Source organism: Acidobacteriota bacterium (genome assembly GCA_016716715.1).
In the GTDB taxonomy this organism is placed as follows: Bacteria; Acidobacteriota; Thermoanaerobaculia; order UBA5066; family UBA5066; genus Fen-183.
In genome coordinates this window covers 134,609-160,761 of record JADJVE010000001.1, presented here as the reverse complement: position 1 = coordinate 160,761, position 26,153 = coordinate 134,609, and the positions used below count along the sequence as shown (strand labels likewise).

The 26,153-nt window shown below is 71.9% G+C and carries 27 protein-coding genes and 1 tRNA gene; 6 read left to right on the top strand and 22 right to left on the bottom strand.

Features of this window, described 5'->3' with window-relative positions:
- Window positions 1-77: 77 nt before the first annotated feature.
- The 3 genes from IPL89_00775 to mtnA are packed head-to-tail and all read right to left on the bottom strand — an operon-like array spanning window position 78 to window position 4,218.
- Complete coding sequence (locus IPL89_00775) at window positions 78-2,036, bottom strand: trypsin-like peptidase domain-containing protein (protein ID MBK9061732.1); 1,959 nt, start codon at window positions 2,034-2,036, stop codon at window positions 78-80.
- Window positions 2,033-3,133: a tRNA (adenosine(37)-N6)-threonylcarbamoyltransferase complex transferase subunit TsaD gene (gene tsaD / locus IPL89_00770; GenBank protein MBK9061731.1), complete on the bottom strand. Its 1,101-nt coding sequence runs from the start codon at window positions 3,131-3,133 to the stop codon at window positions 2,033-2,035. The genes IPL89_00775 and tsaD overlap by 4 nt, the downstream gene beginning before the upstream one ends.
- A complete protein-coding gene (mtnA, locus tag IPL89_00765; GenBank protein MBK9061730.1) occupies window positions 3,130-4,218 on the bottom strand; it encodes an S-methyl-5-thioribose-1-phosphate isomerase in 1,089 nt (362 codons plus the stop codon). The genes tsaD and mtnA overlap by 4 nt, the downstream gene beginning before the upstream one ends.
- A 67-nt stretch (window positions 4,219-4,285) precedes the next feature.
- Here mtnA and IPL89_00760 point away from each other — a divergent pair, with 67 nt between their 5' ends.
- The 4 genes from IPL89_00760 to IPL89_00745 all read left to right on the top strand — a co-directional run bounded on the left by IPL89_00760 (window position 4,286) and on the right by IPL89_00745 (window position 6,838).
- On the top strand, window positions 4,286-5,479 hold the full coding sequence (locus IPL89_00760) for a phosphoglycerate kinase (GenBank protein MBK9061729.1): 1,194 nt from the start codon (window positions 4,286-4,288) through the stop codon (window positions 5,477-5,479).
- A gap of 5 nt (window positions 5,480-5,484) precedes the next feature.
- A complete protein-coding gene (locus IPL89_00755; protein MBK9061728.1) occupies window positions 5,485-6,234 on the top strand; it encodes a triose-phosphate isomerase in 750 nt (249 codons plus the stop codon).
- Between the two features lie 114 nt (window positions 6,235-6,348).
- Window positions 6,349-6,720, top strand: a complete 372-nt coding sequence (gene secG / locus IPL89_00750; GenBank protein ID MBK9061727.1) for a preprotein translocase subunit SecG — start codon at window positions 6,349-6,351, stop codon at window positions 6,718-6,720.
- A gap of 33 nt (window positions 6,721-6,753) precedes the next feature.
- Window positions 6,754-6,838: transfer RNA gene (locus tag IPL89_00745), tRNA-Leu, on the top strand.
- Between the two features lie 41 nt (window positions 6,839-6,879).
- Here the strand turns inward: IPL89_00745 and IPL89_00740 are convergent.
- Both IPL89_00740 and IPL89_00735 read right to left on the bottom strand, forming a co-directional pair.
- Complete coding sequence (locus IPL89_00740) at window positions 6,880-7,710, bottom strand: DUF4097 family beta strand repeat protein (GenBank protein ID MBK9061726.1); 831 nt, start codon at window positions 7,708-7,710, stop codon at window positions 6,880-6,882.
- 56 nt (window positions 7,711-7,766) lie between these two features.
- Window positions 7,767-8,150 (bottom strand): RDD family protein, encoded by a 384-nt coding sequence (locus IPL89_00735; protein MBK9061725.1) that lies wholly within the window; start codon window positions 8,148-8,150, stop codon window positions 7,767-7,769.
- Between the two features lie 72 nt (window positions 8,151-8,222).
- Here IPL89_00735 and IPL89_00730 point away from each other — a divergent pair, with 72 nt between their 5' ends.
- Complete coding sequence (locus IPL89_00730) at window positions 8,223-9,218, top strand: adenosine deaminase (protein ID MBK9061724.1); 996 nt, start codon at window positions 8,223-8,225, stop codon at window positions 9,216-9,218.
- Here the strand turns inward: IPL89_00730 and bshA are convergent.
- The 11 genes from bshA to IPL89_00675 are packed head-to-tail and all read right to left on the bottom strand — an operon-like array spanning window position 9,179 to window position 19,296.
- Entirely contained in the window at window positions 9,179-10,300 is a 1,122-nt protein-coding gene (gene bshA, locus IPL89_00725) for an N-acetyl-alpha-D-glucosaminyl L-malate synthase BshA (protein ID MBK9061723.1), read from the bottom strand. The genes IPL89_00730 and bshA overlap by 40 nt on opposite strands.
- A complete protein-coding gene (gene bshB1 / locus IPL89_00720; protein ID MBK9061722.1) occupies window positions 10,297-11,058 on the bottom strand; it encodes a bacillithiol biosynthesis deacetylase BshB1 in 762 nt (253 codons plus the stop codon). The genes bshA and bshB1 overlap by 4 nt, the downstream gene beginning before the upstream one ends.
- On the bottom strand, window positions 11,055-12,620 hold the full coding sequence (gene bshC, locus IPL89_00715; GenBank protein ID MBK9061721.1) for a bacillithiol biosynthesis BshC: 1,566 nt from the start codon (window positions 12,618-12,620) through the stop codon (window positions 11,055-11,057). Before bshC ends, bshB1 begins: the two co-directional genes overlap by 4 nt.
- Window positions 12,617-13,405, bottom strand: coding sequence for a class I SAM-dependent methyltransferase (locus IPL89_00710; GenBank protein MBK9061720.1), 789 nt, complete (start codon window positions 13,403-13,405; stop codon window positions 12,617-12,619). The genes bshC and IPL89_00710 overlap by 4 nt, the downstream gene beginning before the upstream one ends.
- A 47-nt stretch (window positions 13,406-13,452) precedes the next feature.
- Window positions 13,453-13,857 carry an ATP synthase F1 subunit epsilon gene (gene atpC / locus IPL89_00705; protein ID MBK9061719.1) on the bottom strand — a complete coding sequence of 135 codons (405 nt, stop codon included), beginning with the start codon at window positions 13,855-13,857 and terminating at the stop codon, window positions 13,453-13,455.
- Window positions 13,858-13,861: 4 nt separating this feature from the next.
- The gene (gene atpD / locus IPL89_00700) at window positions 13,862-15,301 is read right to left on the bottom strand and encodes a F0F1 ATP synthase subunit beta (GenBank protein ID MBK9061718.1); all 1,440 of its coding nucleotides are present in this window, start codon (window positions 15,299-15,301) and stop codon (window positions 13,862-13,864) included.
- Between the two features lie 38 nt (window positions 15,302-15,339).
- Window positions 15,340-16,224 carry an ATP synthase F1 subunit gamma gene (gene atpG, locus IPL89_00695; GenBank protein MBK9061717.1) on the bottom strand — a complete coding sequence of 295 codons (885 nt, stop codon included), beginning with the start codon at window positions 16,222-16,224 and terminating at the stop codon, window positions 15,340-15,342.
- A gap of 19 nt (window positions 16,225-16,243) precedes the next feature.
- Window positions 16,244-17,779, bottom strand: a complete 1,536-nt coding sequence (locus IPL89_00690; protein ID MBK9061716.1) for a F0F1 ATP synthase subunit alpha — start codon at window positions 17,777-17,779, stop codon at window positions 16,244-16,246.
- A gap of 16 nt (window positions 17,780-17,795) precedes the next feature.
- Window positions 17,796-18,347: an ATP synthase F1 subunit delta gene (gene atpH, locus IPL89_00685; GenBank protein ID MBK9061715.1), complete on the bottom strand. Its 552-nt coding sequence runs from the start codon at window positions 18,345-18,347 to the stop codon at window positions 17,796-17,798.
- A gap of 2 nt (window positions 18,348-18,349) precedes the next feature.
- Complete coding sequence (locus IPL89_00680) at window positions 18,350-18,871, bottom strand: hypothetical protein (protein MBK9061714.1); 522 nt, start codon at window positions 18,869-18,871, stop codon at window positions 18,350-18,352.
- Complete coding sequence (locus tag IPL89_00675) at window positions 18,868-19,296, bottom strand: ATP synthase F0 subunit B (GenBank protein MBK9061713.1); 429 nt, start codon at window positions 19,294-19,296, stop codon at window positions 18,868-18,870. The genes IPL89_00680 and IPL89_00675 overlap by 4 nt, the downstream gene beginning before the upstream one ends.
- Window positions 19,297-19,494: 198 nt before the next feature.
- Between IPL89_00675 and IPL89_00670 the strand changes: the two genes are divergently transcribed.
- Window positions 19,495-20,154: a YkgJ family cysteine cluster protein gene (locus IPL89_00670; GenBank protein ID MBK9061712.1), complete on the top strand. Its 660-nt coding sequence runs from the start codon at window positions 19,495-19,497 to the stop codon at window positions 20,152-20,154.
- Here the strand turns inward: IPL89_00670 and IPL89_00665 are convergent.
- From IPL89_00665 to mnmE, 6 genes are read right to left on the bottom strand one after another with little or no spacing between them, the layout of a single operon-like run.
- The gene (locus IPL89_00665; protein ID MBK9061711.1) at window positions 20,151-20,531 is read right to left on the bottom strand and encodes a polymer-forming cytoskeletal protein; all 381 of its coding nucleotides are present in this window, start codon (window positions 20,529-20,531) and stop codon (window positions 20,151-20,153) included. The two genes, IPL89_00670 and IPL89_00665, sit on opposite strands and share 4 nt — an antisense overlap.
- Window positions 20,528-21,388: a ParB/RepB/Spo0J family partition protein gene (locus IPL89_00660; GenBank protein MBK9061710.1), complete on the bottom strand. Its 861-nt coding sequence runs from the start codon at window positions 21,386-21,388 to the stop codon at window positions 20,528-20,530. Before IPL89_00660 ends, IPL89_00665 begins: the two co-directional genes overlap by 4 nt.
- A 45-nt stretch (window positions 21,389-21,433) precedes the next feature.
- Window positions 21,434-22,213: a ParA family protein gene (locus tag IPL89_00655; protein ID MBK9061709.1), complete on the bottom strand. Its 780-nt coding sequence runs from the start codon at window positions 22,211-22,213 to the stop codon at window positions 21,434-21,436.
- Window positions 22,201-22,857 carry a class I SAM-dependent methyltransferase gene (locus IPL89_00650; GenBank protein ID MBK9061708.1) on the bottom strand — a complete coding sequence of 219 codons (657 nt, stop codon included), beginning with the start codon at window positions 22,855-22,857 and terminating at the stop codon, window positions 22,201-22,203. Before IPL89_00650 ends, IPL89_00655 begins: the two co-directional genes overlap by 13 nt.
- A complete protein-coding gene (gene mnmG, locus IPL89_00645; GenBank protein MBK9061707.1) occupies window positions 22,854-24,773 on the bottom strand; it encodes a tRNA uridine-5-carboxymethylaminomethyl(34) synthesis enzyme MnmG in 1,920 nt (639 codons plus the stop codon). The genes IPL89_00650 and mnmG overlap by 4 nt, the downstream gene beginning before the upstream one ends.
- A 14-nt stretch (window positions 24,774-24,787) precedes the next feature.
- Window positions 24,788-26,140, bottom strand: coding sequence for a tRNA uridine-5-carboxymethylaminomethyl(34) synthesis GTPase MnmE (gene mnmE, locus IPL89_00640; protein ID MBK9061706.1), 1,353 nt, complete (start codon window positions 26,138-26,140; stop codon window positions 24,788-24,790).
- Window positions 26,141-26,153 lie beyond the last annotated feature (13 nt).

The following is a 26,153-nucleotide window of genomic DNA, read 5'->3' as shown; positions in this document are numbered from 1 at the left end:
CGCGGCGCGAAAAGGCGCGGCGGAGCGCGGATTCTAGCGGACGTGGGCGGGGACCGACTTTTCGCGCCCGGGCCGCCTCAAGGGCGCCACGGTTCCACCCCGATCCTCATGTCATTCTTGACTCTGGCGGGCAGGAGCTGGGTGATTTCCGCGTATGGAGGCACGTCTTCTAAGAACCGCGCCATGGTGTTGCTGGACCAGGACTCGATGACCCGGTCGACCTGAACCCGGAGGATGAACCACGTTCTTCCGGCCGGAACCGGTACCCGACACGAACTCCGGACGTGGACCTCAACCTGATCGACCTCCTTGGTCTTCTCGTTGACGACGGGCTTTCCCCAATATCCGAGACACGCAACGGATTCCATGTACTCCTTGGCCCCGGGGTCCCAGCTGTTGAGGTGCGGAAGGAGGTGGACTCTCGTCGCCGCCGTCTCGAAGCGCAGGCTTCGAGGGTCCGAGGACTGAGTCGGGGCCAGGAGCTCGCGGGAGAATGCCTGGCGCCCTCGAGGCGCCAGGCCATTGAAGCTCTCGAGCCCCCTGAGGACCGTCCCGTCGCGCCTCATCGCGGAGATCTCGACGACCCCTCTCTCATGGCTGTCGCCGCTGTTCACGAGCTCTCCCGTGACGAGAAGGCCATTCGACCAGGGTCTTCCCGCAACGCGTTCGGCTCTCACCTTGTCCGGCGTGGTCGCTTCTGCAGCCGAAAAGCGGCCCTTCCCTCCTGCCTGCGGAGAAGGCGCCCGGCCGCCCTCCTGACCCAACGGGCTTGCAGAGATTGGCGCGGCGCCTCCAGCGGAGCCGGGCGGGGAGGTGGGACCCGCCTTCCAACCCGCGAGCGTCGCTTCCACTATCTCGACGGGTATCGCGAAGCCGAGCCCCTGCACACCGCCGACGATCTTCCACGTATTCACGCCGACAAGTCGGCCTTGCGCGTCCACGAGCGGTCCGCCGCTGTTGCCTGGATTGATCGCCGCATCGTGCTGGAGATAGGCGTGCCCCGAGAAGAGTCGAAGCGGGCTGCTCACGATCCCGCGCGTCACGGAGAAGCTGAGCTCCTGCGCGAGCGGCGAGCCGATTGCGTACACCTGCTCCCCGTAGCTCAAGCCCTTCGATGTCCCGAACGGGAGGGGCGGAAAGGGTCCCTCACCGATCGCCACGAACAGACCAAGGTCGACCTCCCTGGACCTCTCGCGGTCGCTGAGGCTCAGCCGCCGGCCGTCAAACGTGCGACCCGAATAGATCCCGCTGTGTTCCATGACATGCGCGTTCGTGAGAACCATCCCGCTGTCCGACACGAAGAAGCCGGAACCGACGACCTGCTGTGTGGTGCCGTCGATCCTGACCTCGCCCGTGATGGAGACCACCGAGCGCAATGCGGCATTTATCGGGTTATCGGATGAGGAGGGCGTTGCAGGCGTTGTGGGTGAAACGTGAGGTGCCGACGGCCGGCTGGCAACGGAGGCAGCGCTTCGGGAGGAAGTCGGCTCCTCTGGGTCAGGTTTGAGCAGACTCTTGATCCCCCTGGCCCGGCGCTCGGCGAGTTTCGCATCCTCCGGGTCGAGCCGCGCGCGCCACTTCACGGTTCGCGCTGAGTTGATCGCCCACGCCGCTCCGAAAATCACGAGCGTGACCGCCGCCACTCGCAGGAACGGGAAACTCGTCGTGGACGATGCGGCATTTGGCGGCGTCGGAGCCGGAGGACCGCGGTGGAGCGTCCTCGGGACGCCCGGGGGAGCCGCGTCCGTCGCCTCGTTTGCCGCGTCCGAAACGGTCACGTCGATCTTCCCGAAACGCAGGACGTCGCCCTCGTGGAGGTTCTGGGACCGAGTCGGCATCTCGTTCACCAGAAGCGGCGCTATGGCCGTGACGACCGGCGGCGAAACCCCCGCGTCGATCGTCGCATGGAGGGGGGCGACGGAGGGGTCGGTGAGCCTGACGTCCGCTTCCATGCTCCGCCCGACGCGGATCGATCCCCGGAGCACACGGACGCGAGGCTTGCCGGTCGAGTCGATCCAGAGGAGAACCAGACTCACGGGAGCGACTCCAGCGGCCAGCGCGAGCGCGCCACGGCCGCGAGGCCCTCGCCGAGGCGGCCCTCGGCCAGTCGCCGCAGCCCCGCGAAGCCGATCATGACGGCATTGTCGCCCGTCAGGGCGCGCGGCGCGACGCGCACGTCGACCCCGCGCGTCTTTCCCCACGCCGGGAGGCGCTCCCTCACGAGCGTATTCGCCGCGACGCCGCCCGAGACGGTGAGGACCTCGAACCGCTCCTCGCGGGCGATGCGCTCCACGCGGTCCACGAGCTGGTCGACGATTGCGGCCTCGACGTCGGCCATGAGGTCGGCGAGCTCCTGCGGCGCATCGTCCGCCGCGAGCGCGGGCCCGGACGGCAGCCCCGAGACCGGCGCGCGGCCGATCTCGCCGAGGCGCTCGCGCACGGAGGTCTTGAGCCCCGAGAAGCTGAAGTCGGCCGACCGGTCCTTGAACTGCGGGACCGCAAACGGCCGCGCGGCGCGCCCGCGGCGCGCGAGACGGTCCACCGCGGGGCCGCCGGGATAGCCCAGGCCGGCCATCTTCGCGACCTTGTCGAAGGCCTCGCCCGCCGCGTCGTCGCGCGTCCGCGCGAGGCGGTCGATGCGCGCTCCGGAGAACCGGTAGAGGTGCGTGTGCCCGCCCGAGACGACGAGGGCGCCGAAGCGCTCCGGCACGGGCGCGGCCGGCGCGCCCGCGGGGTCGACGAACGCCGACAGCGCGTGCGCTTCGATGTGGTGGACGGGGACGAACGGCACGCCGAGACCGAGCGCGACGCCCTTTCCCTCCGACAGTCCGACGAGGAGCGCGCCGACGAGGCCCGGGCCCGCCGTCGCGGCGACGGCCGAGACGTCGGCGAGCGTCACGCCCGCGTCCGCGAGCACGGCCTCGAGGAGCGGCGGGAGGTTCTGAAGGTGCGCCCGAGCCGCGATCTCGGGCACGACGCCGCCGAAGGCGCGGTGCGCGTCTTCCTGCGAGGCGATCCGGGAGGCGCGCGCGCGGCCCTCTCGGTCGAGGAGGGCGACGGCCGTCTCGTCGCAGGACGTCTCGAACGCGAGAAGGAGTCCGCCCGGGCCGAAGGGGCCGCTCTGGCCGCTCATCGGGAGGCGAGGAGCCGCGCGAGGCCGGAGGCGTGCGGGCGCTCGGAGATCCCGCGCTCCGTCACGATCGCGTCGACGAGGGCCGACGGCGTCACGTCGAAGGCCGGGTAGAGCGCGGTGACGCCCGCGGGCGCCAGGGACACCGTGCCGCCGCCGGGCAGCGGCAGGTCGACGACCTCCGCGCCGTCGCGCTCCTCGATCGGGATGGCCGCGCCATCCGGCGTCGCGAGATCGAGCGTCGTCGTGGGCGCCGCGACGACGAACGGCACGCCGTGGGCGTGCGCCGCGAGCGCGAGGCCGTACGTCCCGACCTTGTTCGCGACGTCGCCGTTCGCGGCGATGCGGTCCGCGCCGACGACGACCGCGTGGACGCGCCCGCGCGCGATGAGGGACGCCGCCGCGACGTCCGGGAGGAGCGTGACGGGCAGGCCGTCCTTCGCGAGCTCCCACGCCGTGAGGCGCGCGCCCTGGAGGAACGGGCGCGTCTCGTCGGCGAGGATCGCGAGCCTTCCGCGGGCTGCGAGCGCGCGCACGATCCCCAGCGCCGTGCCGATTCCCGCCGTGGCGAGCGCGCCCGCGTTGCAGTGCGTCAGGACGGTCGGGACGTCGACGGAAAAACGCGCGCGCAGCCATTCGGCCCCGAGCCGTCCGATCTCCGCGCAGGCGGCGCGGTCCTCGGCGGCTATGAGGTCCGCCTCGGCCTCGAGGAGGAGGACGCGCTCTTCGGCGTCGCCTCCCGCCGTCGCGAGGGCCACGCCGCGCATCCGCGCGACGGCCCAGGCGAGGTTCACGGCGGTCGGGCGTGCAGCCGCGAGCCGATCCGCGGCGGCGAGGAGCGCCGCGTCGAGGTCCTCCGGCACGCGCGGCAGGACGCGCCGCGCCTCCGCGCACATCCCGTACGCCGCAGCGACGCCGATGAGCGGCGCCCCCCGGACGGCGAGGCTCCGGATCGCCTCGGCGGTCTCGAGGGCGCTCGCGCACTCGAGGACGGACTCCTCGTGCGGCAGGCGGCGCTGGTCGAGCAGGGTGAGGACGCCCGCGCGGTACGCGTACGGCACGACGGACGTCGCGGGACGAGACGGCATCTCCACCGCCCGACTATAAGCGCCCGGTCGGGTAGGATCGTGCCGCGGTCACCTGCAGGAGGACCCCATGGCGGACCTTCCTCCCTCGATCACGGGACTCGACCTCGACGGCAAGCGCGTCTTCATCCGCGTGGACTTCAATGTCCCGCTGAAGGACGGCGTCGTGCGCGACGACACGCGCGTCGTCGAGGCCCTGCCGACCATCCTCCTCGCGAGAGAGCGCGGCGCGCGCCGAATCGTCCTCGCCTCGCACCTCGGGAAGGCCAAGGGCGCTCCCGACCCGAAGTACTCCCTCGCGCCCGTGGCCCGGACGCTCGAGCACCGGCTCGGCGCGCCCGTCGCCTTCGCCCCCGACTGCGTCGGCCCCGAGGCCGAGAAGGCCGAGGGCGCCCTGCCCCCCGGCGGCGTCCTCCTCCTCGAAAACGTCCGCTTCCACAAGGGCGAGGAGGCCAACGACCCGGCGTTCGCGAAGCAGCTCTCCGCGCTCGCGGACGTCTACGTGAACGACGCGTTCGGGACAGCCCACCGCGCGCACGCCTCGACGGCCGGGATGGCGGCGTTCTTCCCGCGCGACCGACGCGGAATCGGCCTCCTCATGGAAAAGGAGCTGACGGCCCTCGCGAAGGTCGCGACCGACATCGACCACCCGTTCGCCGCGATTCTCGGCGGCGCGAAGATCATGGGAAAGATCAAGGCGCTGAAGACCCTCGTCGAGAAGGCCGACGTCGTCCTCGTCGGCGGAGGGATGGCGAATCACTTCGTCGCGGCGCTCGGCCTGCCGGTCGGAAAGTCGCTGCTCGAGCCCGAGGGCGTGCCCATCGCGCGCGAAATCCTCGACCGCTGCAAGGAGCGGGGTGTCTCGCTCGTCCTCCCGTCGGACTTCATGGTCGCCCCGTCGCTCGAGAAGGCGTCGGCGGCGAAGGCCGTCGCGATGAACGCGATTCCGGCCGACTGGGCCGCGTTCGACGTCGGCCCCAAGACGCTCGAGATGTTCCGACGGATGACGAAGGACGCGAAGACGATCTTCTGGAACGGCCCCATGGGAGTCTTCGAGACGAAGCCCTTCGACGCGGGGACGCTCGGCGTCGCGAAGATCCTGGCCGCCTGCTCCGGCTTCACCGTCGTGGGCGGCGGCGAGAGCGTGGAGGCCGTCGTCGCGGCAGGCCTCGCGGGCTCGATCTCGCACGTCTCGACCGGCGGCGGGGCATCGCTCGACCTCGTCGCGGGCGAAGCGCTGCCCGGCGTCGAGGCCCTGCGCTGACGCCGATGGCCGCACGCCGGCTCGTCGTCGCGAACTGGAAGATGTCCCTGACGCCGTCGGCGTCGCTCGCCCTCGCCGAGCACCTTCTCGACGCGCGTCTCCCGCCGGGCGTCGACGTCGGCCTCGCCCCTTCGTTCGGCGCGCTCGAGCGCGTCGGCCGCCGCCTCCGGGGCTCGCGGATTGCGCTCGCCGCCCAGGACGTCTCGCCCGAGGCGCAGGGCGCGTTCACGGGAGAGGTTTCGGCGGCCAGCCTGAGGGAGCTCGGGGTCTCGATCGGCATCGTCGGGCACAGCGAGCGCCGGCAGCGCCACGGCGAAGCGGGCCCTCTTCTCGCGCGAAAGATCGAGCGCCTCGTCGAGAACGGAATCGCGCCGCTCTTTTGTGTCGGGGAGTCGCGCGCCGAGCGCGACGCCGGACGGACGCAGGCCGTCCTCACCTCCCAGCTGACGGCCCTCGACGGCTTCGCGGCTCCCCCGCCTCTCTTCGCTCTGGCCTACGAGCCGGTCTGGGCGATCGGGACGGGCCTCGCCGCGACGCCGGCCATGGCCGCCGAGGCGCACGCCGTGCTCCGGGAGGCCCTGAGCGCGCGCTGGGGGGCGGCCGCTGCCGGCGCGACCCGGATCCTCTACGGCGGGTCCGTCACGCCCGCGAACGCGCCGGAACTCTTTCGCCAGGCCGGCGTGGACGGGGGGCTCGTGGGCGGGGCCTCCCTGGACGCGGCGGCGTTCGGGGCGCTCCTCCGGGCCGCCGCATAGGCCGGCCGGACCCTTTCGAGCCCGAAAGTCGCGCCCGGCCAGCGTTTCCGCTATCATCTGCGGCCCCGCCGAGCTCGTCCGCGAGCGCAGTTGGCGGGGTCCGGAGTTCACCGCATGTGGCTGTACGTTCTCGTCCCGATCTACGTGATCGTCTGCGTGTTCCTGATCCTCGTCGTCCTGCTCCAGCAGGGCAAGGGCGCGGATGTGTCGGCGGCCTTCGGGGCCTCCTCCTCGCAGACGACCTTCGGCGCCCGCGGCGCGACGACGCTCCTCGAAAAGATCACGACGTGGTCTTTCGTGGCGTTCTCGGTCCTCGCGGTCACCATCTCCCTGATCCAGGCGCGGCGCCCCGGCTCCGTGCTCGCGAAGTCGATCGGGGCGACGCCCGCGAAGGCTTCCGTCCCCGCCGCCCCGGCGCCCGTGACCGCGCTTCCGGCGGCACCGGTCGCTCCGGCCCCGGCTCCCGCGGCTCCCGCAACGAAGTAGAGTTCGGTTAAGATCCCCCTCCCTCGCGAGGGTGCCCTGGTGGCGGAATTGGTAGACGCGCACGTTTGAGGGGCGTGTGGAGCAATCCGTGCCAGTTCGAGTCTGGCCCAGGGCACCATTCCTTTTCCCCCGGGACGCGGCCTCCGGCCTGAGGCGCGCTTACTTGCGGACGGCCGAGGAATCGGCCACGAAGAGCCGGACGTCGCCGTTCACGGTTTCGACCGCGAGGCTCTCCCGGCCCCCGTTGATCGAGCCGTGGGCCTCCTTCGGGCCCCACTTGCCCTCGATCGTGACGGGGAACTCGGACTGGATCCGGCCGTTCGTCGTCTGGAGCGCGCAGCGGATCGAGGAGTCCTTCGCGCACGTCACCGTCACCGAGCCGTTCACGGTCTCGAGGCTGGCCTGCCGCATCGCGCTCGCGAACGAGACCTCGACGGAGCCGTTCACCGTGTTGACCTTCAGGGGCCCGTCCTGGCCGTCCACCTTCACCGCGCCGTTTACGGTCGAAAGGACGAGGTCGCTCGTTCTCTTCGACGCGACGATCCGGCCGTTGACGGTCTCGGCCTCGACGGCGACGCCCGCCGGCAACGTGATCTGGTAGGAGACCTCCGCCGAGCTCGATCGCCCGAAGAAGGACCACTGGAAGAACTTTCCCTGCTTGGGGAGAATCGTCTCGATCTCGATCGCCGAGCCCGTCTTCGTCACGCGGATCTCGGTTTCCCTGAGGACGTCGGCGTCGGAGGCGCGGCGGACCGTCTTGACGGCCACGACCTTCAGGTTCTCGCCGCCCGACTCGATGTTCACGGCGCCGTTCACGTTCTGGAGGCGGACCTTGCGGACGCCGGCCATCTCGTACGTCTTCTCGAAGCGCTCTTCCTTCGCGTCGTCGGCTCGCGCACCCGGGGCGGCGGCCACCGCAAGGAGCGCGGCCGCAAGGACTCCGCCTGCGCGGGCGAAACGGCCGGGGCGGGTTCTGTGCGAGGCATTCATGGCGGCTCCCACCAGAGATAACGCGCGGTGGGGTGGAAAGGTTTCGGAGAAGCCTCTCAGGCTTCCACGAGCGTCGTTCCGGCCAGCTTGTCGCCCGGCCTCCGGCCGTCGCGGCGGCGGATAACCGATGCGATTTCAACGAGATTCCACCCCGGGACGAGGAGCATGAGATTCCGGGCGAAGGAGGCCGCCGGACCGGACGCCGCGCCGCCTTTTCGGATCAGGCGCAGGCCGAAGAGCTTCTTCCCGGGGCTCCCTCCGGAGGCGTCCCGGAAAAGGAACAGGAGGCCCGCGAGCACCTGCGCCGCCCGGAACCCGTCGTCGAGGCCGACCGGGGCCTGCTCGGAAACGAAGGCGATCCCGAAGACGATCGCCGAGGCGACGAGGAGCGGTCCGCCCGCCACGAGAAGGAGGTCGACGCCGAAGGCCGCCGCGCGCATCCAGAGCCGCCCGCGCGGCGGGGCGCCGAGCGGGACGGGTCCCGTCTGGAAGACGCCGTAGGATGCGTCCGCGTGGGAATCGCTCCGTCCGCCGCCCGTTTTCTCCGGCGTTTCGCCGCCGCGCCCGCCGTCGAGCTTCACCTTCACCTCGAGGGCGCGATCTCCGGAGCGACGCTCGTGCGCCTCTCCTCCCGAGCGCCCGCACCCATTTTCCCGGATCTCGCGTCCGTGCGCGCGCGCCGGCTCGCGCTGGGCTCTCCGGGGGCGTTCTTCTCGTTCTACCGGGACGTCTGCCGCCAGATCCGCTCGGCCGCAGACTACGCGGCCGTCGCGCGTTCCCTCACCGCGCGCCTCGCGAAGGAGCGCATCCGCCACGCCGAGGTCTACGTCTCGCCCGCCGTCGCCGAGAAGCTCGGCCTCGACTGGTTCGAGGTCAAGGAAGCGCTCGAGGCCGTCTTCGCCGCTCACGAAGCCGCGCGGCGGGGGCGCATCGTCGTCCTCCTCGACGCCGTGCGCCACTGGGGACCGGAGTCGGCCGACCGGGTCCTCGACCTCCACACGCAGCGCCCGTGGCCGCGCGCCCGGGGATTCGGTCTCGGCGGCGAGGAGTCGGCCTTCCCCGCCCGGGACTTCGCGCGGGCCTTCCGCCGCGCACGCCGCCTCGGGCTGATGCCGGTCGCGCACGCGGGCGAGTGGGCGGGGCCCGACTCGGTCGCCGAGACGCTGGAGCATCTCAGGCCCGTGCGTCTGGCGCACGGGATCCGCGCCGCCGAGGACCCCGCGCTCCTCACCCTGCTCGCGCGGCGCGGCATCGTCTGCGACGTCTGCCCGACTTCGAACCTCGCGACCGGCGCCGTGCCGGAGGGCGCGCCGCACCCCGTGCGGGCGCTCCTCGCGGCGGGCGTCGCCGTCACGCTGTCGACGGACGACCCGGGCCTCTTCGGAACGACGCTGCGGAAGGAATTCCGGCGCGTCGCCGGCTGGGGCGCGACGGGCGGAGAGCTTCTCGCCTGCGCGCGCGCGGCCCGTCACGCGGCGAAAAGGACCCTCTCGTACAGCGCGAGGTAGCGCGAGACGACTGCATCCGCGTTGAAGAGCTTGATCGCGCGGGCGCGGGCGGTCTGCGACATCGCCTTGTAGCGCGCGTCGTCGAGAAGCAGCGAGGCCCCGTCGTCCGCGAGGCCGACGACGTCGCCGACGGCGCGGAGAAACCCCGTTTCGCCGGGGACGACGACCTCGGGCAGGCCGCCGACGGCGTAGCCGAGCACGGGCACGCCGCAGGCCTGCGCCTCGAGCGCCGAGAGGCCGAACGACTCGGAGTCCGTCGGCAGAAGGTAGAGGTCGGCCGACGGCATGAGGGCCTCGACCGCGGGCATGTTCCCGAGGAACGTCACGTGCCCCGCGAGTCCCTTCTCGCGACAGAGGGCTTCGGCCGCGGGCCGGTCCGGGCCGTCGCCGACCATCACGAGGGACGCGGGGACGCGCTTCTGGACGCGGTCGAAGATCTCGACGACGTCGAGGACGCGCTTGACGGGCCGGAAGTTCGAGACGTGCATGAGGACCCTGCGGCCCGCCGGGACGAACCGGCACGAGAGCTGCGGCGACTCCGGCGAGAAGCGCACGGGGTCGATGAAGTTCGGGATGACGACGATCTCCTTCTTCGGCTGGAAGACGTCGATCGTGACCTGCTTGAGGTGCTCGGAAACCGCCGTCACGGCGTCGGACTTCTCGATTCCGAAGCGCGTGATCGGCAGGTACGAGCGGTCCTGCCCGACGATCGTGACGTCCGTCCCGTGGAGCGTCGTGACGAGGCCGAGGCGCACGGGCGCGAGCATCTCGCGCGCGAGGTGCGCGGAGATCGCGTGCGGGAGCGCGTAATGGACGTGGATGAGGTCCAGCTTCTCGTGCGTCGCGACGTCGCCCATGCGCGTCGCGAGAGCGAGGTCGTACGGCGCGTACTGGAAGAGCGGGTACGACGGGACCGTGACCTCGTGGTACGTCACGCGGTCCGCGAAGACGTTCAGCCGCGAGGGCATCGCGTACGTGATGAAGTGGACGTCGTGGCCGCGCCGCGCGAGCTCGTGCCCGAGCTCGGTCGCGACGACGCCCGAGCCGCCGAACGTCGGGTAGCACGTGATCCCGATCTTCACGGCTTCGCCCCCTCGTAGCCGAGGAACGCGGCGGCGGGGTCGGCGAGCGTCGGCGGGACCTTCGAGACGAAGCCCTCGGCGTACGCGACGTTCGCGATGCGCCCGTAGGCGCACGCGCGCGCCTCGACGCCGTCCCAGAAGGATTTCGACGAGACGTACGTCTCCGGCTCGCGGGCTCCGGCGTCGCCGCTCCGCTCGGCATCGTGGAACTGACTCCTGTACGCGCGGAGCGCCGCTCGCTTCGTCCCGAAGGTGGCCGTCACGTCCACGAGAAACGTCGGCGGAAGCAGCGCGTACGCCGCGTAGAACACGACCTGGTCGGGGCGATGCGCCGGGAGGCCCGTTTCGAGCTTCGCGAGGCCGGCGTACCACGCGGCCTCGGCCACGAGTCGGCCCGCTCGCTCGTGGTCCGGATGGCGGTCCTCTGTGACGGGCGCGAAGACGAGGCGAGGCCGCGCCCGCCTGACGGCCTCGACGACGAGGAGCTGCGCGGCCCGATCCGTCCGGAGGTCGCCGTCCCCGAGGTCGAGGTTCACGCGGAAGCGCGCGCCGAGGAGGCGCGCCGCTTCCGCGGCTTCCGCGGCGCGTGTTTCCGGGTTTCCCCGCGTCGCCATCTCGCCGCGCGTGAGGTCGACGATGCCGACGCCGCGCCCCCGGCCGGCGAGAGACGCGAGCGTTCCGCCGCAGCCGAGCTCGACGTCATCCGGATGCGGGCCGAACGCGAGGACGTCGACGGGAACCGCAGCGGCCATGTTCACAATACGATCTCCTGCAGGCCGGGCTCGTCCCATTTCAGGTCGCGTCGGAGCGCGCCGACGACCGCGGCCCTCCCGAGTTTCAGAACATACGGCAGAACCGGGTAGAGCCGCTCGGCGAGCTTCCCGTCCGGCAGAAGCTCGTCCATGAGCCGGCGCACCTGCTGGGCCACCTGGGCGTCCGCGCGTCCCGCGGCGGCTTCCGTCTTCTCGACGAGCTTCTCGAAGGCGAACGCGAGCTTTTCGCGCGTGGCCTCGACCGCTTTCTCCAGCGAGGCGTCCACGGCGGCGAGCGCGGGCCGGGCCGCGTCGAGGTCCGCGATCGCGCGCTCGGGGATCGACGCGACGCGGGCGAGAAGCGCGCGCGCCGAGCCCGCACCCTTCTTCCGGAGGAGCGCGTCGCTGCCCGCGAGGACGTCCCCGAGCCCGATGTCGAGCTTCGCGAGGAGGCGGCGCGCCGAAGGCGTTTCGAGGGCGACGAAGGGGCGGAGGAGGACGGCGGGTGGGACGATTCCGGCCCACGCGAAGAGCGGCCAGGACTGCGCCCAGTAGGCCACCTCCGCGGGACCGAGGACCGTCGCGCCGACGGGGTAGAGGACCGAGGCCGCCAGCGGGCGCGTGAGCGCCGAGAACGACGGCAGCCAGTCTCCGGACTCGAGCCGCGCGACGACGTCCTCTTCGGCGAAGGTTCCGTCGCGACCCTTGAGCGCGAGCCGGCCCGCCTCGTCGACGAGGAGCAGGCGCTCGGCGCCGACGCGGACGAAAAGCGGCAGCGCGGCGGCATCCGTCTTCACCTGGAGCGGATGGCCGGCCTTCGCGAGCGCCGTGCCGCGCGTCTCGAGAAGCGCGCGCACGTCGCGCCGCGCCCTCACGAGCCGGACGGCGAGAGGCACGAGCGCGGGCTTCTCTGCAGCGTCGGCCGCGTCGACGACCGGGAGCTCTCCGTCGAGCAGCCAGCCGAGCGTCCGTGTGAAAGCCGCGCCGTACGTCGCCCCTGCGTGCGCGCCCCGCAGTGCGGCGAGGGCGTCCTCGTCGGGCGGGCCGCCGAGATTCGCGGCCGCCGCTTCGAGGATCGCGTCGAGGTCGGCGGTGATCGGGAGCGCGCCGACCGGCGCCCGGTTCGCCGCGAGCGCCCCGGAATCCGGACCGAAGTCGCGCGGCCCCTCGGGAGTCGGCAGGACGACGCGCGTGACCTCGACGAGGTCGTGGTCCTCGGAGGCGCACCAGAACGCCGCGGCAGCCGGCGTGCCGGCCCTGGAGAGGTCCTCCGCGATCTTCTCCGCGGCGACGGCCTTCACGAGCGTGAGGTGCGGGCCGCCGAAGAGGCCGGCCTGCTGGCCGGTGAGGACGGCGGCGCTCTCTCCCCGGGCGAGGGCCTGGAGGCGCGGGTCGGCGCCCGCCGCCGCGGAACGCGGACGGAAGGCGCGGCGCACCGCGGCCGCATGCGCCGCGATCGCGGCCGGCGTCGCCACGCGCGGCAGGAATTCCGACACGTCCGGCGCGCCCGTCGCGAGCCCGCGCGCGAGCGCCGGAATGCCCGGCACGCGGTCCAGCGGAACGGTCATCGGCCGGGCGCTCCGAATGCCTTCGACGAAGGCTTCGAGGCGAGGAGAACGAGGCGCGGCGAGCGCCCGCGCTCGAACGCCGAGCCGTCGAAGTCGCCCCAGGCTCCGACGACCGTCAGCCCCGCGGTGCGCAGGCGGCCGCGCAGCTCGTGCTCCGTCAGGGCGCGGGCACGCTGCGCGTAAACGCGCCTGTCGGGGCCGCTCCCGAGCTCGATCTCCTTGTCCAGCATGCGACGCTCGGGATCGTACCGCCGCCGGATCACGACGCGCGTTCCCTGGATCAGCTTTTCCTCGCGCCGCGCGAGACCCGCGACGACGCGCTCGGCGTTGAAGACGGCCGCGAGGAACCCGCCGCCCGGCGCGAGGACCCGGGTGATCTCACGGGCCACGCGCGCGTCGTCGGCCGGGTCGTCCGAGCGGCCGAACGCGCCCGCGAAGCTCACGGCCGCCCCGACGCTCCGGCTTGCGAGAGGCAGGCTCTCCGGGAGCGCGCAGAGGGCGCCGGGCCGGAGGCGCGGCCCGAAGCGGCGCGCGGACCCGACGAGGCGGAGCGAGGCGTCGACGCCCACGGTCGCCCCGAGGCCGTGTCCGAGGGCCGCGGTCCGGCGGCCCGTTCCGCAACCGAGGTCGAGGAACCGGAGGCGGCCGGCCTTCGCGAACGGGGAGAGAACCTCGCGCGCGAACACGGCCTGGGTGCGCGCCTCGCGCTCGTCGCGTTCCGGATAGAGCGCGAGGTACGGCTCTCCGAACCAGTGCTCCCACCAGGGATCGCGGTCCTCGGTCACGCCGCCACCGGATCCGATGATAGGCGGAACCCCCGGGCCCGCGCCGTTCAGGACGCCGCGACCGAGATCCGCGCCTCGGCGAATCGGGCGTCGGCGTTGGCGGCGTCGAGCTGTTCGTCGCCCACGACGTCCGCGCGGCGCGCCTCGGCCGCCGTCTTCTCCTCGGCGGCCTTGCCGGCGTCGATCGCGTCCTTCGCGGCCGCCTCGTCCGCGAGGACGCGCACGGCGTCATTTGCGATCTCGGCGAAGCCGCCCCGCACGGCGACGGACGTCTTCTTCGCTCCGTCGCGGAACGTCACGAGGCCGATCCCGAGAAGAGCGATGAGCGGCGTGTGGGCGGGCAGAATCCCCATCTCGCCTTCGAGTCCGGGCAGCGTAACCTCGTCGCAGAGGGCGCCCGCAACGACGGCGCGCTCCGGGGTCACGACGGTGAGCGTGAGGCGTCCGTCCACGGCGTCAGGCCGCTCCCTTGAGCTTCTCGGCCTTCTCCTGGGCTTCCTCGATCGCGCCGACGTTGAAGAACGCCTGCTCCGGCAGGTCGTCGTGCTTGCCGTCGACGATTTCCTTGAAGGAGCGAATCGTGTCGGCGACCTTCACGTAGCGGCCCGGGAGGCCCGTGAACTGCTCGGCGACGTGGAAGGGCTGCGAGAGGAAGCGCTGGATCTTGCGGGCGCGGGCGACGATGACCTTGTCGTCCTCGGAAAGCTCGTCGATGCCGAGGATCGCGATGATGTCCTGGAGGTCCTTGTACTTCTGGAGGACCTGCTGGACGGCGCGCGCGACCTTGTAGTGCTCCTCGCCCACGGTGAGCGGCGAGAGGATCTTGGACGTGGACGCGAGCGGGTCGACGGACGGGTAGATGCCGATCTCGGCGATCTGGCGCGAGAGGACGGTCGTCGCATCGAGGTGCGCGAACGCGGTCGCCGGCGCCGGGTCCGTGAGGTCGTCGGCCGGGACGTAGATCGCCTGGACCGACGTGATCGAGCCGCGCTTCGTGGAGGTGATGCGCTCCTGCAGCTCGCCCATCTCGGTCGCGAGGTTGGGCTGGTAGCCGACGGCCGAGGGCATGCGCCCGAGCAGCGCCGAGACCTCGGAGCCCGCCTGCGTGAAGCGGAAGATGTTGTCGATGAAGAGGAGGACGTCCTTGCCTTCCTTGTCGCGGAAGTACTCGGCCGCCGTGAGGCCCGTCAGGCCGACGCGCAGGCGCGCGCCGGGAGGCTCCGTCATCTGGCCGTAGATGAGCGCGGCCTTGGACTTCTTCCAGTCCTTCGGGTCGATGATCCCGGACTCGGTGAACTCGAGCCAGAGGTCGTTGCCCTCGCGCGTGCGCTCGCCGACGCCCGCAAAGACCGAGTAGCCGCCTGCCGCCTTCGCGACGTTGTTGATGAGCTCCATGATGAGGACGGTCTTGCCGACGCCCGCGCCCCCGAAGAGGCCCGTCTTGCCGCCGCGCGTGTAGGGCTCGAGGAGGTCGATGACCTTGATGCCCGTCTCGAACATCTCGACGGACGTGGACTGGTCCTCGTAGGCGGGCGCCTCGCGGTGGATGGGCCAGTGCTCCGTCGTCGTGACGGGGCCCATCTCGTCCACCGGCTCGCCGATGACGTTCAGGATGCGGCCGAGCGTCTCGGGGCCGACCGGGATCGTGATGGGCGCGCCCGTGTCGATCGCCTTCATGCCGCGGACGAGGCCGTCGGCGGGCTTCATCGAGATGCAGCGGACGCGGTTCTCGCCGAGGTGCTGCGCGACCTCCGTGATGATGTCGATCGGGACCGTCGAGAGCTTTTCGTCGTCCACGATTCGGACGGCGTTGAGGATGGTCGGGAGCTTCCCGGCCGGGAACTCGACGTCCACGACGGGTCCGATGACCTGGACGACCCTGCCTTCAGTTGCCATGTCGGGCTAGCCTTTCTGCACGGAGGAACGGGCGGCTCTCATTCCAGAGCAGCCGCTCCCGAGACGATCTCGATGAGCTCTTTCGTGATGCGCGCCTGGCGCGCGCGGTTGTACGTGAGGGTGAGGCCGTCGATGATCTCGCCCGCGTTCTTGGACGCGCCGTCCATCGCGGTCATCTGGGCCGCGAAGAACGCCGCGTTCGACTCGAGAAGGGCGCGGTACATCTGGAACTCGAGGAAGCGCGGAACGAGCGTGCCGAGGATGACGTCGGGCCCCGGTTCGTAGAGGTAGTCCGTGCCGCCGGCTCCGGGAGCTCCCGCACCGGCCTCGAGGCTCACCGGAAGGAGCCTCTTCGTTCGGACGATCTGGGAGATCACGCTCCGAAACTCGTTGTAGACGACGTAGACCGCGTCGACCTCGCCCGAGACGAAGCGCGCGCCCAGGCCGCGCGCGATCTCGGCCGCGACGGCCATGTTCAGCTTCGAGAAGAGGCCGGGCCTGGCGTCCAGGATTTCAAAGGAACGTCTCTTCCAGAAGTCGTTCGACTTCTTGCCGAGGACGACGAGGCGCACGTTCACGCCCCTCTCCTTCTGCTCGCGCAGAAGCGCTCCTACGGCGCGGTTCACGTTCGTGTTGAATCCGCCGGCGAGACCCTTGTCGCCGCTCACGGCGATCACGACGACGTTCTTCTCCTCGCGCCCCTGGAGGAGCGGGTGCGCGCTCGTGCCGTCCTCGTTTGCCGGGACGCGCGCGGCGACGGAGGCGAGCGTCGCCTCGAGCGTCGTGGCGTAGGGACGCGCCGAGAGGACGCGGTCCTGCGCCCGGCGCAGCTTCGAGGCCGCGACCATCTTCATCGCCTTCGTGATCTGCTGCGTGTTCTTCACGCTGCGGATCCGGCGCCGGATGTCGATCAGGTTGGCCATGGGCGCGCCGCGCGACTCCCTACGCGACCTTCGCTTCGGGCCGCGTTGCGAGGAAGACCTTCTTCGCCTCGGCGACCGCCGCCGAGAGCGCGTCCTCGATCTCCTTCGTGAGCTTGCCCGCGGCGCGGACCTCGTCGAGGAGCGCCTTCTTCTGGTCCTTCAGGTACTCGTGGAGCGCCGTCTCGAACGGGAGCACCGCCTCGACGAGGAGGTCGTCGAGGAAACCCTTCGTCCCGGCGAAGACCGACGCGACCTGGAGCCCGATGTCCATCGGCACGTACTGATTCTGCTTGAGGATCTCGACGAGGCGCTGGCCGCGGTTGAGCTGGGCCTGCGTCGTCTTGTCGAGGTCGGAGCCGAACTGGGCGAAGGCCGCGAGCTCGCGGAACTGCGCGAGGTCGAGGCGCAGCGTGCCCGAGATCGCGCGCATGACCTTGATCTGCGCCGATCCGCCGACGCGCGACACCGAGATGCCGACGTTGACCGCCGGGCGCTGGCCCGAAAAGAAGAGGTCCGACTCGAGGAAGATCTGGCCGTCGGTGATCGAGATGACGTTCGTCGGGATGTACGCCGAGACGTCGCCCGCCTGCGTCTCGATGATCGGGAGCGCCGTGAGCGAGCCGCCGCCCTTCTCCTTGCTCAGCTTCGAGGCCCGCTCGAGGAGCCGGCTGTGGAGGTAGAAGACGTCGCCCGGGTACGCCTCGCGGCCCGGCGGCCGCCGGAGGAGGAGCGAGATCTCGCGGTAGGACGCCGCCTGCTTCGAGAGGTCGTCGTAAATGACGAGCGCGTGCCGGCCGTTGTACATGAAGTACTCGCCCATCGCGCAGCCCGCATACGCGGCGATGTACTGGAGCGGCGCCGGGTCGGACGCGGAGGCCGCGACGACGATGGTGTGTTCCATCGCGCCGTGCTTCTCGAGCGTCTGGACGACCTGCGCGACCGTCGAGTTCTTCTGCCCGATCGCGACGTAGACGCAGACGACGTCCTTGCCCTTCTGGTTGATGATCGCGTCGAGCGCGATCGCCGTCTTGCCGGTCTGGCGGTCGCCGATGATGAGCTCGCGCTGGCCGCGGCCGATCGGGATCATCGCGTCGATGGCCTTGATGCCGGTCTGCATCGGCTCCTTGACGGGCATGCGGTCGACGACGCCGGGCGCGAGACGCTCGACGGGGTAGAACTCCGTCGAGGCGATCGGGCCCTTGCCGTCCAGCGGGATCCCAAGCGGATTCAGGACGCGGCCGATCAGGGCGTCTCCGACGGGCACGGACACGATGCGCTTCGTTCGCTTGGCCGTGTCGCCTTCCTTGACGAGGCTCGTCTCGCCCATGAGCACGCAGCCGACGTGCGATTCCTCGAGGTTCAGCGCGAGGCCGAAGACGTCGTTCGGGAACGCGATGAGCTCGCCGGCCATCGCCTTGTCGAGCCCGTAGACGAGCGCGATGCCGTCGCCGACCGAGATGACCGTGCCGACCTCGTCGACGTCCACGCCCTGCGTGACGCCCGCGAGCTGGGCCTTGATGAGCTGGGTGATTTCCTGGGCGCTGATGTCGGCCATAAGCTTCTTTCTCCGGTCAAGACGCCGGGGCGAGTGCGTGCAGCGCGGCGCGAGCCTTCTCGAGCCGGCGCGCGAGCGACGCGTCGAGGCGGGCGCTGCCCACCGAGACGACGAAGCCGCCGAGGAGCGAGGGTTCTACGGACGAGACCACGCGCACGGTCGAGCCGGTGCGGCCCTCGACCATCCGGCGCAGGGCCTCGAAGACCGCGTCGTCGAGCGGGCGCGCGCTCGTGACGCGCGCCTCGAGCGTGCGGCGCTCGCGGTCGAGCCGCTCGCGCACCGCGGCGAGGAACGCCGGAAGGCGGTGCACGCGGCGGTTCTGGAGGAGGGTGTCGAGGAGCCGCACTCCGAGCGTGTCGACGCCGACCTTCTCGGCGACGGCGTCGAGGAGCGCCTTGCGGCGCGTCCGCTCGACGCCGGGGTTCGCGAGAACCTTCGCGAGCTCGGCGTTCGACTCGATCGCCCGGGCGACGGCGTCGAGCGCCGGAAGCTGCGCGTCGACGGCCCCGGCGGAGCCGGCGACGGCGAAGAAGGCGTCGACGTAGGGCCGGGTGAAGCGTTCCGCCATCGTCAGCCTTTCGCCCGCGCCGACAGCTCGGCCACGCCCTCGGCGACGAGGCGTTTCTCGTCTTCGGGCGTGACGTTCTTCGCGAGGATCTCGCGGGCGACCTCGACGGCGAGATCGCCGGCGTAGGCCGTGAGCTCCGCGCGCGCGGCGCGCAGCCGGTTGTCCACGTCTGTCGACGCGCGGGCGAGGACCCGCGCCGCGTCCTCCTCGGTCTGCTTCAGAAGGGCGGCGTGCTCGGCCTCGGCGTCGCGCCTGGCGCTGTCGCGGAGGTTCGTGAGCTCCGTCTCGATCTGCGCGAGGCGCTTGGCGAGCTCGGCCGCGAGGGCCTCGGCGCGCTTCGTGTCGTCCTCGGCCTTCGCGAGCGCCTTTGCGACCTCGGTCCGGCGCGTGCCGAAGAACTCGGCGACGGGCTTTCGCAGGAAATACCAGAGGAGCCCGAGAAACGCGACGAGGTTCGTGACCTGCCAGAAGAGATTCGGAATTCCGAGGAACCCCTTCACGGTCTCGTGCCCGGAGGGACTCACGCGAGCCTCCGCCCGAGCGCCAGAGAGGCGATCTCGCCTGCCGTCGTTCGGATGTTCTTCGCGAGCTCCGCACGCGCGGTGGCGACCTCGGCGTCGAGCTTCCCCTGCGCCGAGGAGGCGGCGAGCCGGACCTTCTCGCGGGCTTCGTCGAGAAGCGCCTGCCGCTTCGTGTTCGCGTCGTTGCGGGAGGCCTGCCGGGCGGCGAGCGCCTCGCGCCGGGTCTCCGTCAGGCGGCGGTCGATCGAGGCGAGCGTCTCTTTCTCGTTCTCGAGCGCCTTCGCGAGGGCGTCCGTCGCCGTCGCGGCCTTCTTCTCGCGCTCCTCGAGGATCGAGCCGAGCGGTTTGAAGACCCACGCGCGCAAGACGGCGTACGTGGCCCAGAAGAGGACCATGATGATCAGCAGGGAGAGATCGGGAAGCTGCATGTCGATCCGTCGAGCGTCGTTGCCCGCGCGGGTCGGGACCTCGAGGCGTGGCCTCGAAAGAGGCAGGGTCGACGGCCCGGAAACGCGCGCTGGCCGGCGCGTTATCTCACAGCGGGGCCCATGGGTCAAACCTCGGGCGCATCAGCCGCGGCGCTTTCCGCGCTTTCCCTCGCCTGCCATGATCGGCCGGCGCAGCCCATGCCTCCAACACAGAAACTAATCGGTCGTTTTATAACGTCTCTCGAGGGTGCCGACCGGCTCTGGGAGGAGAAGACCGCCGCGCTCCGTCCGGGCGAGCTGACCTGTCGCGCGGGCTGCTTCGGCTGCTGCGTCGGGCTCTTCGCGATCGGCCTGCCGGAAGCGCTCGCGCTGCGCCACGTGGTGGCCGGGCTGCCCGCGGGCGCTCGCGCTGCGGTGCTCGCCCGGGCGACGCGCGCGGTCGAGCAGAGCGCCGCGACGTTTCCCGGAGACGCCTCGTCGGGCCTGCTCGATCCCGAGAGAAGCGACGCGGCCGAGGGGGCGTGGTTCCTCGCCGCGCGCAACACGCCTTGCCCGGCGCTCGAGCTTCCCTCCGGCCGTTGCGCGGTCTACGCCGCACGCCCCACGACGTGCCGCACGTACGGCCTCGCGTTGCGGTCGGGCGGCGAGACGCTCGTGTCGGCCTGCGAACTGAACTTCCCCGCGGCCTCTGCCGAGCGCGTTCTCGCCACGGCGATCGAGGCGCGAAACCTCACGGGGGTCGACCAGGCGCTCGTGGAGGTCGCGGCAGCGGCGGGACTCCCCGCGGGCGTCGAGACGACGATCGCGCACGCGCTCGCCGGCTCGGCGTTCGCGGTTCTCGAACGCGGGATCCGTTAGGTTTTTTCCGGGCTGGGTCCGTCGCCCCCGGCCGGACGCGCCGCGCCGGCTTCGACGGCGCCCTGGATCACGGCGCCTTCCTCGACGACGAGCGAAGGGGCGTGGATCTCCGCGAACAGCCGCCCGCCCGCGTGGACCTCGATGCGCTCCTTGGCGTGGATGACGCCGCGCACGGTCCCGGACACGGCAAGGCGTCCGACGCGGATCTCGCCCTCGACGAGGCCCCCGTCTCCGACCACGAGCTCGGCGTCCGAGACGATCGTGCCCTTGAAGGCGCCGTCGATCCGGAACACGTCGTCGAACGTGAGCGTGCCCTCGAGCCGCGCGCCGCGGTCGAGGAATCCGTTCAGGGTGCCGCTGGACTTCTTCGCGCTCACGCGTCTCCCCCGCCCGACAGCTTCTCGAAGAGGCCGATGAGCTCCTCCTCCGAGTAGAACGCGATGCGCACCTCGCCGCCTCGTTTCTTTCTCCGGATCTCGACCTTCGTGCCGAGCGCGCGTCCCAGGCGCAGCTCCGCGTCGCGCGTGTCCGCGTCGACCGTGCGGTTCTTCTTCTTTTTGCTGCCGCCCTTGGCGAGCGCGGCGACGCGCGCCTCGACGGCGCGCACGTTCAGGCCGCGCCGGACGATCTCCTTCGCGAGCGTTTCCTGGTCCGCGGCGGAGGAGAGCGCGAGGAGCGCGCGCGCGTGGCCGGCCGTCAGCGCGCCCTCCTCGAGCGCCTCGCGCACGGCGGCGGGGAGTTTCAGGAGGCGGAGCGCGTTCGCGACCGTCGCGCGGTCCTTGCCGACGCGCTCGGCGACGTCCTCCTGCGTGAGGCCGAAGTCCTCGCGAAGGTGGCGGTAGGCCTCGGCTTCCTCGAGCACCGTGAGGTCCCGGCGCTGAAGGTTCTCGACGAGGGCGATGAGGAGATGGTCGCGGTCCGCGACGCCCTCTCGCACGACGACGGGGACCTCGGAGAGGCCCGCGAGGCGCGCCGCGCGGACGCGCCGTTCGCCCGCGAGGATCCGGTAGCGCTCCCCTTCGCGGGTGACGAGGACCGGCTGCAGGATCCCCGTCTTCGCGATCGAGCGCGAGAGCTCGGCGATCCCGTCGTCGTCGAAGCGGCGGCGGGGCTGCCGCTTGTTCGCGTCGAGGAGCGCGAGCGGCACCGTGCGCAGGCCCCCGGCCTCGCGGCCCGGCTTTGCCGAGGGAATCAGGGCCGAGAGGCCTCGGCCGAGCGCGGGTTTTCGGGACATCGGCGGAATCGTAACAGCCGCCCGCGGAGACGGGCTCGCCGCGGGTCAGCGCGCGTCGCGCCGGAGCATCTCGCGGGCGATGGCGAGGTACGCCTCGGCCCCGCGCGAGCGCGCGTCGTACAGGAGGATCGGCTTCCCGAAGGACGGCGCCTCGGCCAGCCGCACGCTGCGCGGCACCGGCGTCTTGAACACGCGGTCGCCGAAATGCTTGCGGATCTCGTCGAGCACCTGGCGAGAGAGATTCGTCCGCTCGTCCCACATCGTCGGGACGACGCCCGCGACCGTGAGGGCCGGGTTGAGGCTCTCCTTCACCCGCTCCATCGTCGCGAGGAGCTCCGAGACGCCCTCGAGCGCGTAGTACTCGCACTGGATCGGGAGGAGGAGCCCGTCGGCCGCCGCGAGCGCATTGAGCGTGAGGAACCCGAGCGAAGGCGGGCAGTCGACGAGGACGTATTCAAACCGGTCCTTCACCCCCGCGAGCCGCTCCTTGAGCCGGAACTCCCGCCTCTCGGCGCCCACCAGCTCGACCTCTGCGCCGACGAGGTCGCGGTTCGCGGGCAGGAGCGTCAGGCAGGGCAGTTCGGTCGGCCGGGCGACCTCCTCGAACGCGGCCTCGCCCAGGAGCCAGTCGTAGGTCGTGCGAAGGAGCTCCGCCTTGTCGACGCCGAGCCCGCCGGTTGCGTTGCCCTGCGGGTCGAAATCGACGAGCAGGACCGGCCGTTCCAGCGCGGCGAGGGCCGCCGCGAGGCTGACGGCGGTCGTGGTCTTCCCCACTCCGCCCTTCTGGTTCGCGACGGCGAGAACGCGATGTTTCACGTGAAACATTCCAGGACGAGGAGGCCCCGTCGCTCGCTGCTGGGGTCGCGGTGGAACGCGGAAACCTTCGCGCGGCTGTCCCGGACGGCGTCCCTCACGAGCGGCTCCGTCGTCCAGAGGAGCGCCCGCGCGCCGGGAGCGAGGACCGGCCGGGCCGCGGAGACGAGCTTCCCCGCCGAGCCGACGGCGCGGGTCGTGAGAACGTCGAAGGGCCCGCTTTTCGCCATCGGAAACGAGTCCGGGAATCTAGCGTTCACGCTGCGCGCGGTCAACGCGAGGCGCTCCGCGGCCTCCGCCAGGAACGTGCACTTCTTGCGGATCGAGTCGACGAGCGTGCCCTCGACGTCGCGCCTCACGAGAAGGAGCGGAAGCGCCGGGAACCCGCCGCCCGAGCCCAGATCGAGGAGGCGGATCGGCGCCGGACGCGGCGCCGGAAGAAAGGGCAGTCCGGCGAGCGCGTCCGCAAGGTGTCCCGCGAGCGCCTCCGGCTCGGCCGCGCGCGCCGAGACGAGGTTCATCTCCCCGTTCCGCTCCGTGAGGAACGCGAGAAAGGCCACGAGCCCCTCGCGTGCGGCCTCGGCCTGCGGCCGAACCCCGGCGGGCAGCGCCGCGACGACGCGCGCCACCTCGGCCCGGAGCGCGGCGTCCCTCACGCGGCCACGCTCCGGTCGCGCGCCAGAAGCCGCGCGAGGAGAAGCGCCGCGGCCGCGGGCGTCACACCGGGGATGCGCGCGGCCTGGCCGAGCGTGCCTGGCCGATGCCGCTCGAGTTTTTCGACGGCCTCGAGCGAGAGCCCCGGCGTGCCGCGGTAGACGAAGTCGCGCGGGATGCGCCGCCCGCCCGCTCGCTTGAGCCGGGCGACGGTCTGCCGTTCGCGCTGTAGAAACCCCGCGTAGCGCAGCTCGGACGCGACACGGTCCAGCGCCCCGGCGTCGAGCGCGGCGAGATCCCCGCGCGCCCCCTCGTCGAGCGCCTCCGCGAGGAACGCGCGCAGCGCCGAAGCGGCGAGCTCCGGCCGCCGGAGGAGGCCCGCGAGCGTCGTCTCCTCGCCCACGTTCACGCCCTCCTCGGCAAGTCGTGCGCGCGTCGCGCGGTCGGGCGTCACCCGCGCCGTCTCGAGCGCCGTGGACACGCGCGCATGGCGCGCCTCGGCCTCGAGAATCGGTTCGGCGTCTTCCGGCGCGACGAGCCCGAACGCGACCGCCTTCTCCGTGAGCCGCGCGTACGCGCTGTCGGCGCCGAGAAGGAGGCGGTGCTCCGCGCGCGACGTCAGCAGCCGGTAGGGTTCGTCGAGGCCGAGCGTCACGAGGTCGTCGAGCATCACGCCCACGTACGCCTCGTCGCGCGAGAGAACGAGCGGCTCTCCGAGATCCCGCGCCGCGCGCGCCGCGTTCGCGCCCGCGACCAGGCCCTGCCCGGCCGCTTCCTCGTAGCCGGACGTTCCGTTGATCTGTCCCGCGAGAAAGAGCCCCGGCAGCGCGCGCGTCTCGAGAGACACGTCCAGCTGCTCCGGGAATACGACATCGTACTCGACCGCGTAGGCCGGCCGAAGGATCTCGGCGTGCTCGAGCCCAATAATCAATCTAACGATTTGTTCTTGTGTCGCGGGAGGGAGAGACATCGAGAGACCGTTCAGGTAGAGCCAGTCGGTCGAGAGACCCTCGGGCTCGACGAAGATCTGGTGGCGCGCTTTGTCGGGAAAGCGCACGACCTTGTCTTCGATGGACGGGCAGTAGCGCGGGCCACGGCCCGTGATGCGCCCCGCGTAGAGCGGCGAGAGCGGCAGGCTCTCGCGGATGAGGTCGTGGACGCGCGCGCCCGTGTGCGTCAGCCAGCAGTCGACCTGGGGCTGCGCGGGAAACTTCCCGCCGCGCGAGCGGAATGAAAACGGCTCGGGCCGCGCGTCGCCCGCCGCGCGGTCCATGCGCGAAACGTCCACGCTCCCCGCGGCGACGCGCGGCGGCGTGCCGGTCTTCATGCGTCCGAGGCGGAGGCCGAGCGCCGAGAGAGCGTGAGAGAGCGACTTCGCCGGCGGCTCGTCCCACCGGCCCGCTTCGCGGCGGCTCTCCCCCACGTGCACGAGGCCCGAGAGAAACGTCCCGGTCGTCACGACCGCCGCGCGGCACGGAAGCGTCGTCCCGTCTTCGAGGACGATGCCGGCGAGCCGGCCCTTCTCCACCTTGAACCCCGCCGCCGTTCCCGCGGCCACCGTGACGCGCGCGGCCGACTCCACGACGCGGCGCAGCTCCGCCGCGTAGAGCGCCTTGTCGGACTGGCAGCGCAGGCCGCGCACGGCGGGCCCGCGCGAGGCGTTCAGCACTTTGAATTGGATCGCCGTGCGGTCCGCGACGAGACCCATCGCACCGCCGAGCGCGTCGATCTCGCGCACGACCTGGCCCTTCGCGAGCCCGCCGACCGCGGGGTTGCAGCTCATGCGGCCGATCGTCGCGGGATCGCCGGTCACGAGAAGCGTCTCGGCGCCGAGGCGCGCGGCCGCAAGCGCGGCCTCCGCGCCCGCGTGCCCGCCCCCGACGACGACGACGTCCCATGTCCGGCTCACGGGCGACACTTTAACGGCGCCGTCTACTTGCCGACGCAGAACGTCGAGAAGATGCGGTCGAGAAGATCCTCGGTGGCGGTCTCCCCCGTGATCGCGCCGAGCGCGACGAGGCCTTCTCGCGCCCGCGCCGCGACGAGCTCGGCGTCGCTCCCGCCGGCCGCGAGCGCGCCGGCCTCCGCAAGAAGCCGCGCCGCCGACTCGAGGGCTTCCTTGTGGCGCGCGAGGACGAGCAGCTCTCCTTCGGCCTCGACGAGGCCGAGGCGCGCGGCGGCCGCCGCGCGCAGCGCGTCGAGGCCGGCGCCGGTGAGCGCGGAGACGGAGAGATCCGAAGAGGAAGAGAGAGGAACGAGATCGGCCTTCGTCATCACGACGAGCGTCTTCTCCCCTCTTCCCCCTCTAAGAAAATCCTCGTCCTCTTCGTTCCTCCCGGCAAGCGCATCGACCACGTAGAGCACCAGGTCCGCGTTCTCCCCGGCTCGCGTCGCGACGTCGACGCCGATTCGCTCGACCTCTTCCGTCGCGTCGCGCAGACCCGCCGTGTCGACGAGCGTCACGCTCTCCCCCGCGATCTCGACGGTCTCGGTGATCGCGTCGCGCGTCGTGCCCGGCGTCGCCGTCACGATCGCGCGGTCGCTTCCGACGAGCGCGTTGAAGAGCGTCGACTTCCCCGCGTTCGGCCGGCCGAGGATGGCCACGACAGGCTTCCGCTCGCCCGCGCCGCGCGCCGATCTCGCAAGAGCGTCGAGCTCCGCGGCGATCGCGGCGAACTCCGCTCCCGCACGCGTCGCCTCACCGGCGGGCACGTCCTCGGCGAAGTCGAGCGCGGCCTCTAGCGCCGCCAGCGCGTCGAGCGCCCGTTCGCGGGCCGCGTGCACCCGCTTCGAGAGCGCGCCCTCCACGAGGCCGAGCGCCCGCCGCGCCGCGCCGCGGCTCTCGGCGCGCGCGAGCACCGCGAGGCCCTCGGCCTCGGCGAGGTCCAGCTTCCCGTGCGCGAGCGCCCGCCGTGTGAACTCGCCGCGCTCGGCCGGCCGCGCCCCCGCGCGCCGCGCCGCGTCCACGAGGCCGAGAACGACGCCGGATGAACCGTGACAGACGAACTCGACGACCTCCTCGCCGGTGGGCGAGTGCGGCGCCGCCCAGAAGAGGACGACGGCGCGATCGAGCGCGCGGCCCTCGGCGTCGACGAGGCGCAGGAGAAGCGCCTGGCGCGGGACCGGCTCGGCGGGGAAGTCCGGCGCGAGGCGGCGGGCGACGGCCCGCGCCGCGCCCGCCGGGCCCGTCAGCCGGACGACGGCGAGGGCCGAAACGCCGGGCGGCGTCGCGGGAGCGACGAGCACGTCGCCCCCGCGTTCGCGGTCGCCGGCGAGCGGCGACATCCTCGGCAGCCCG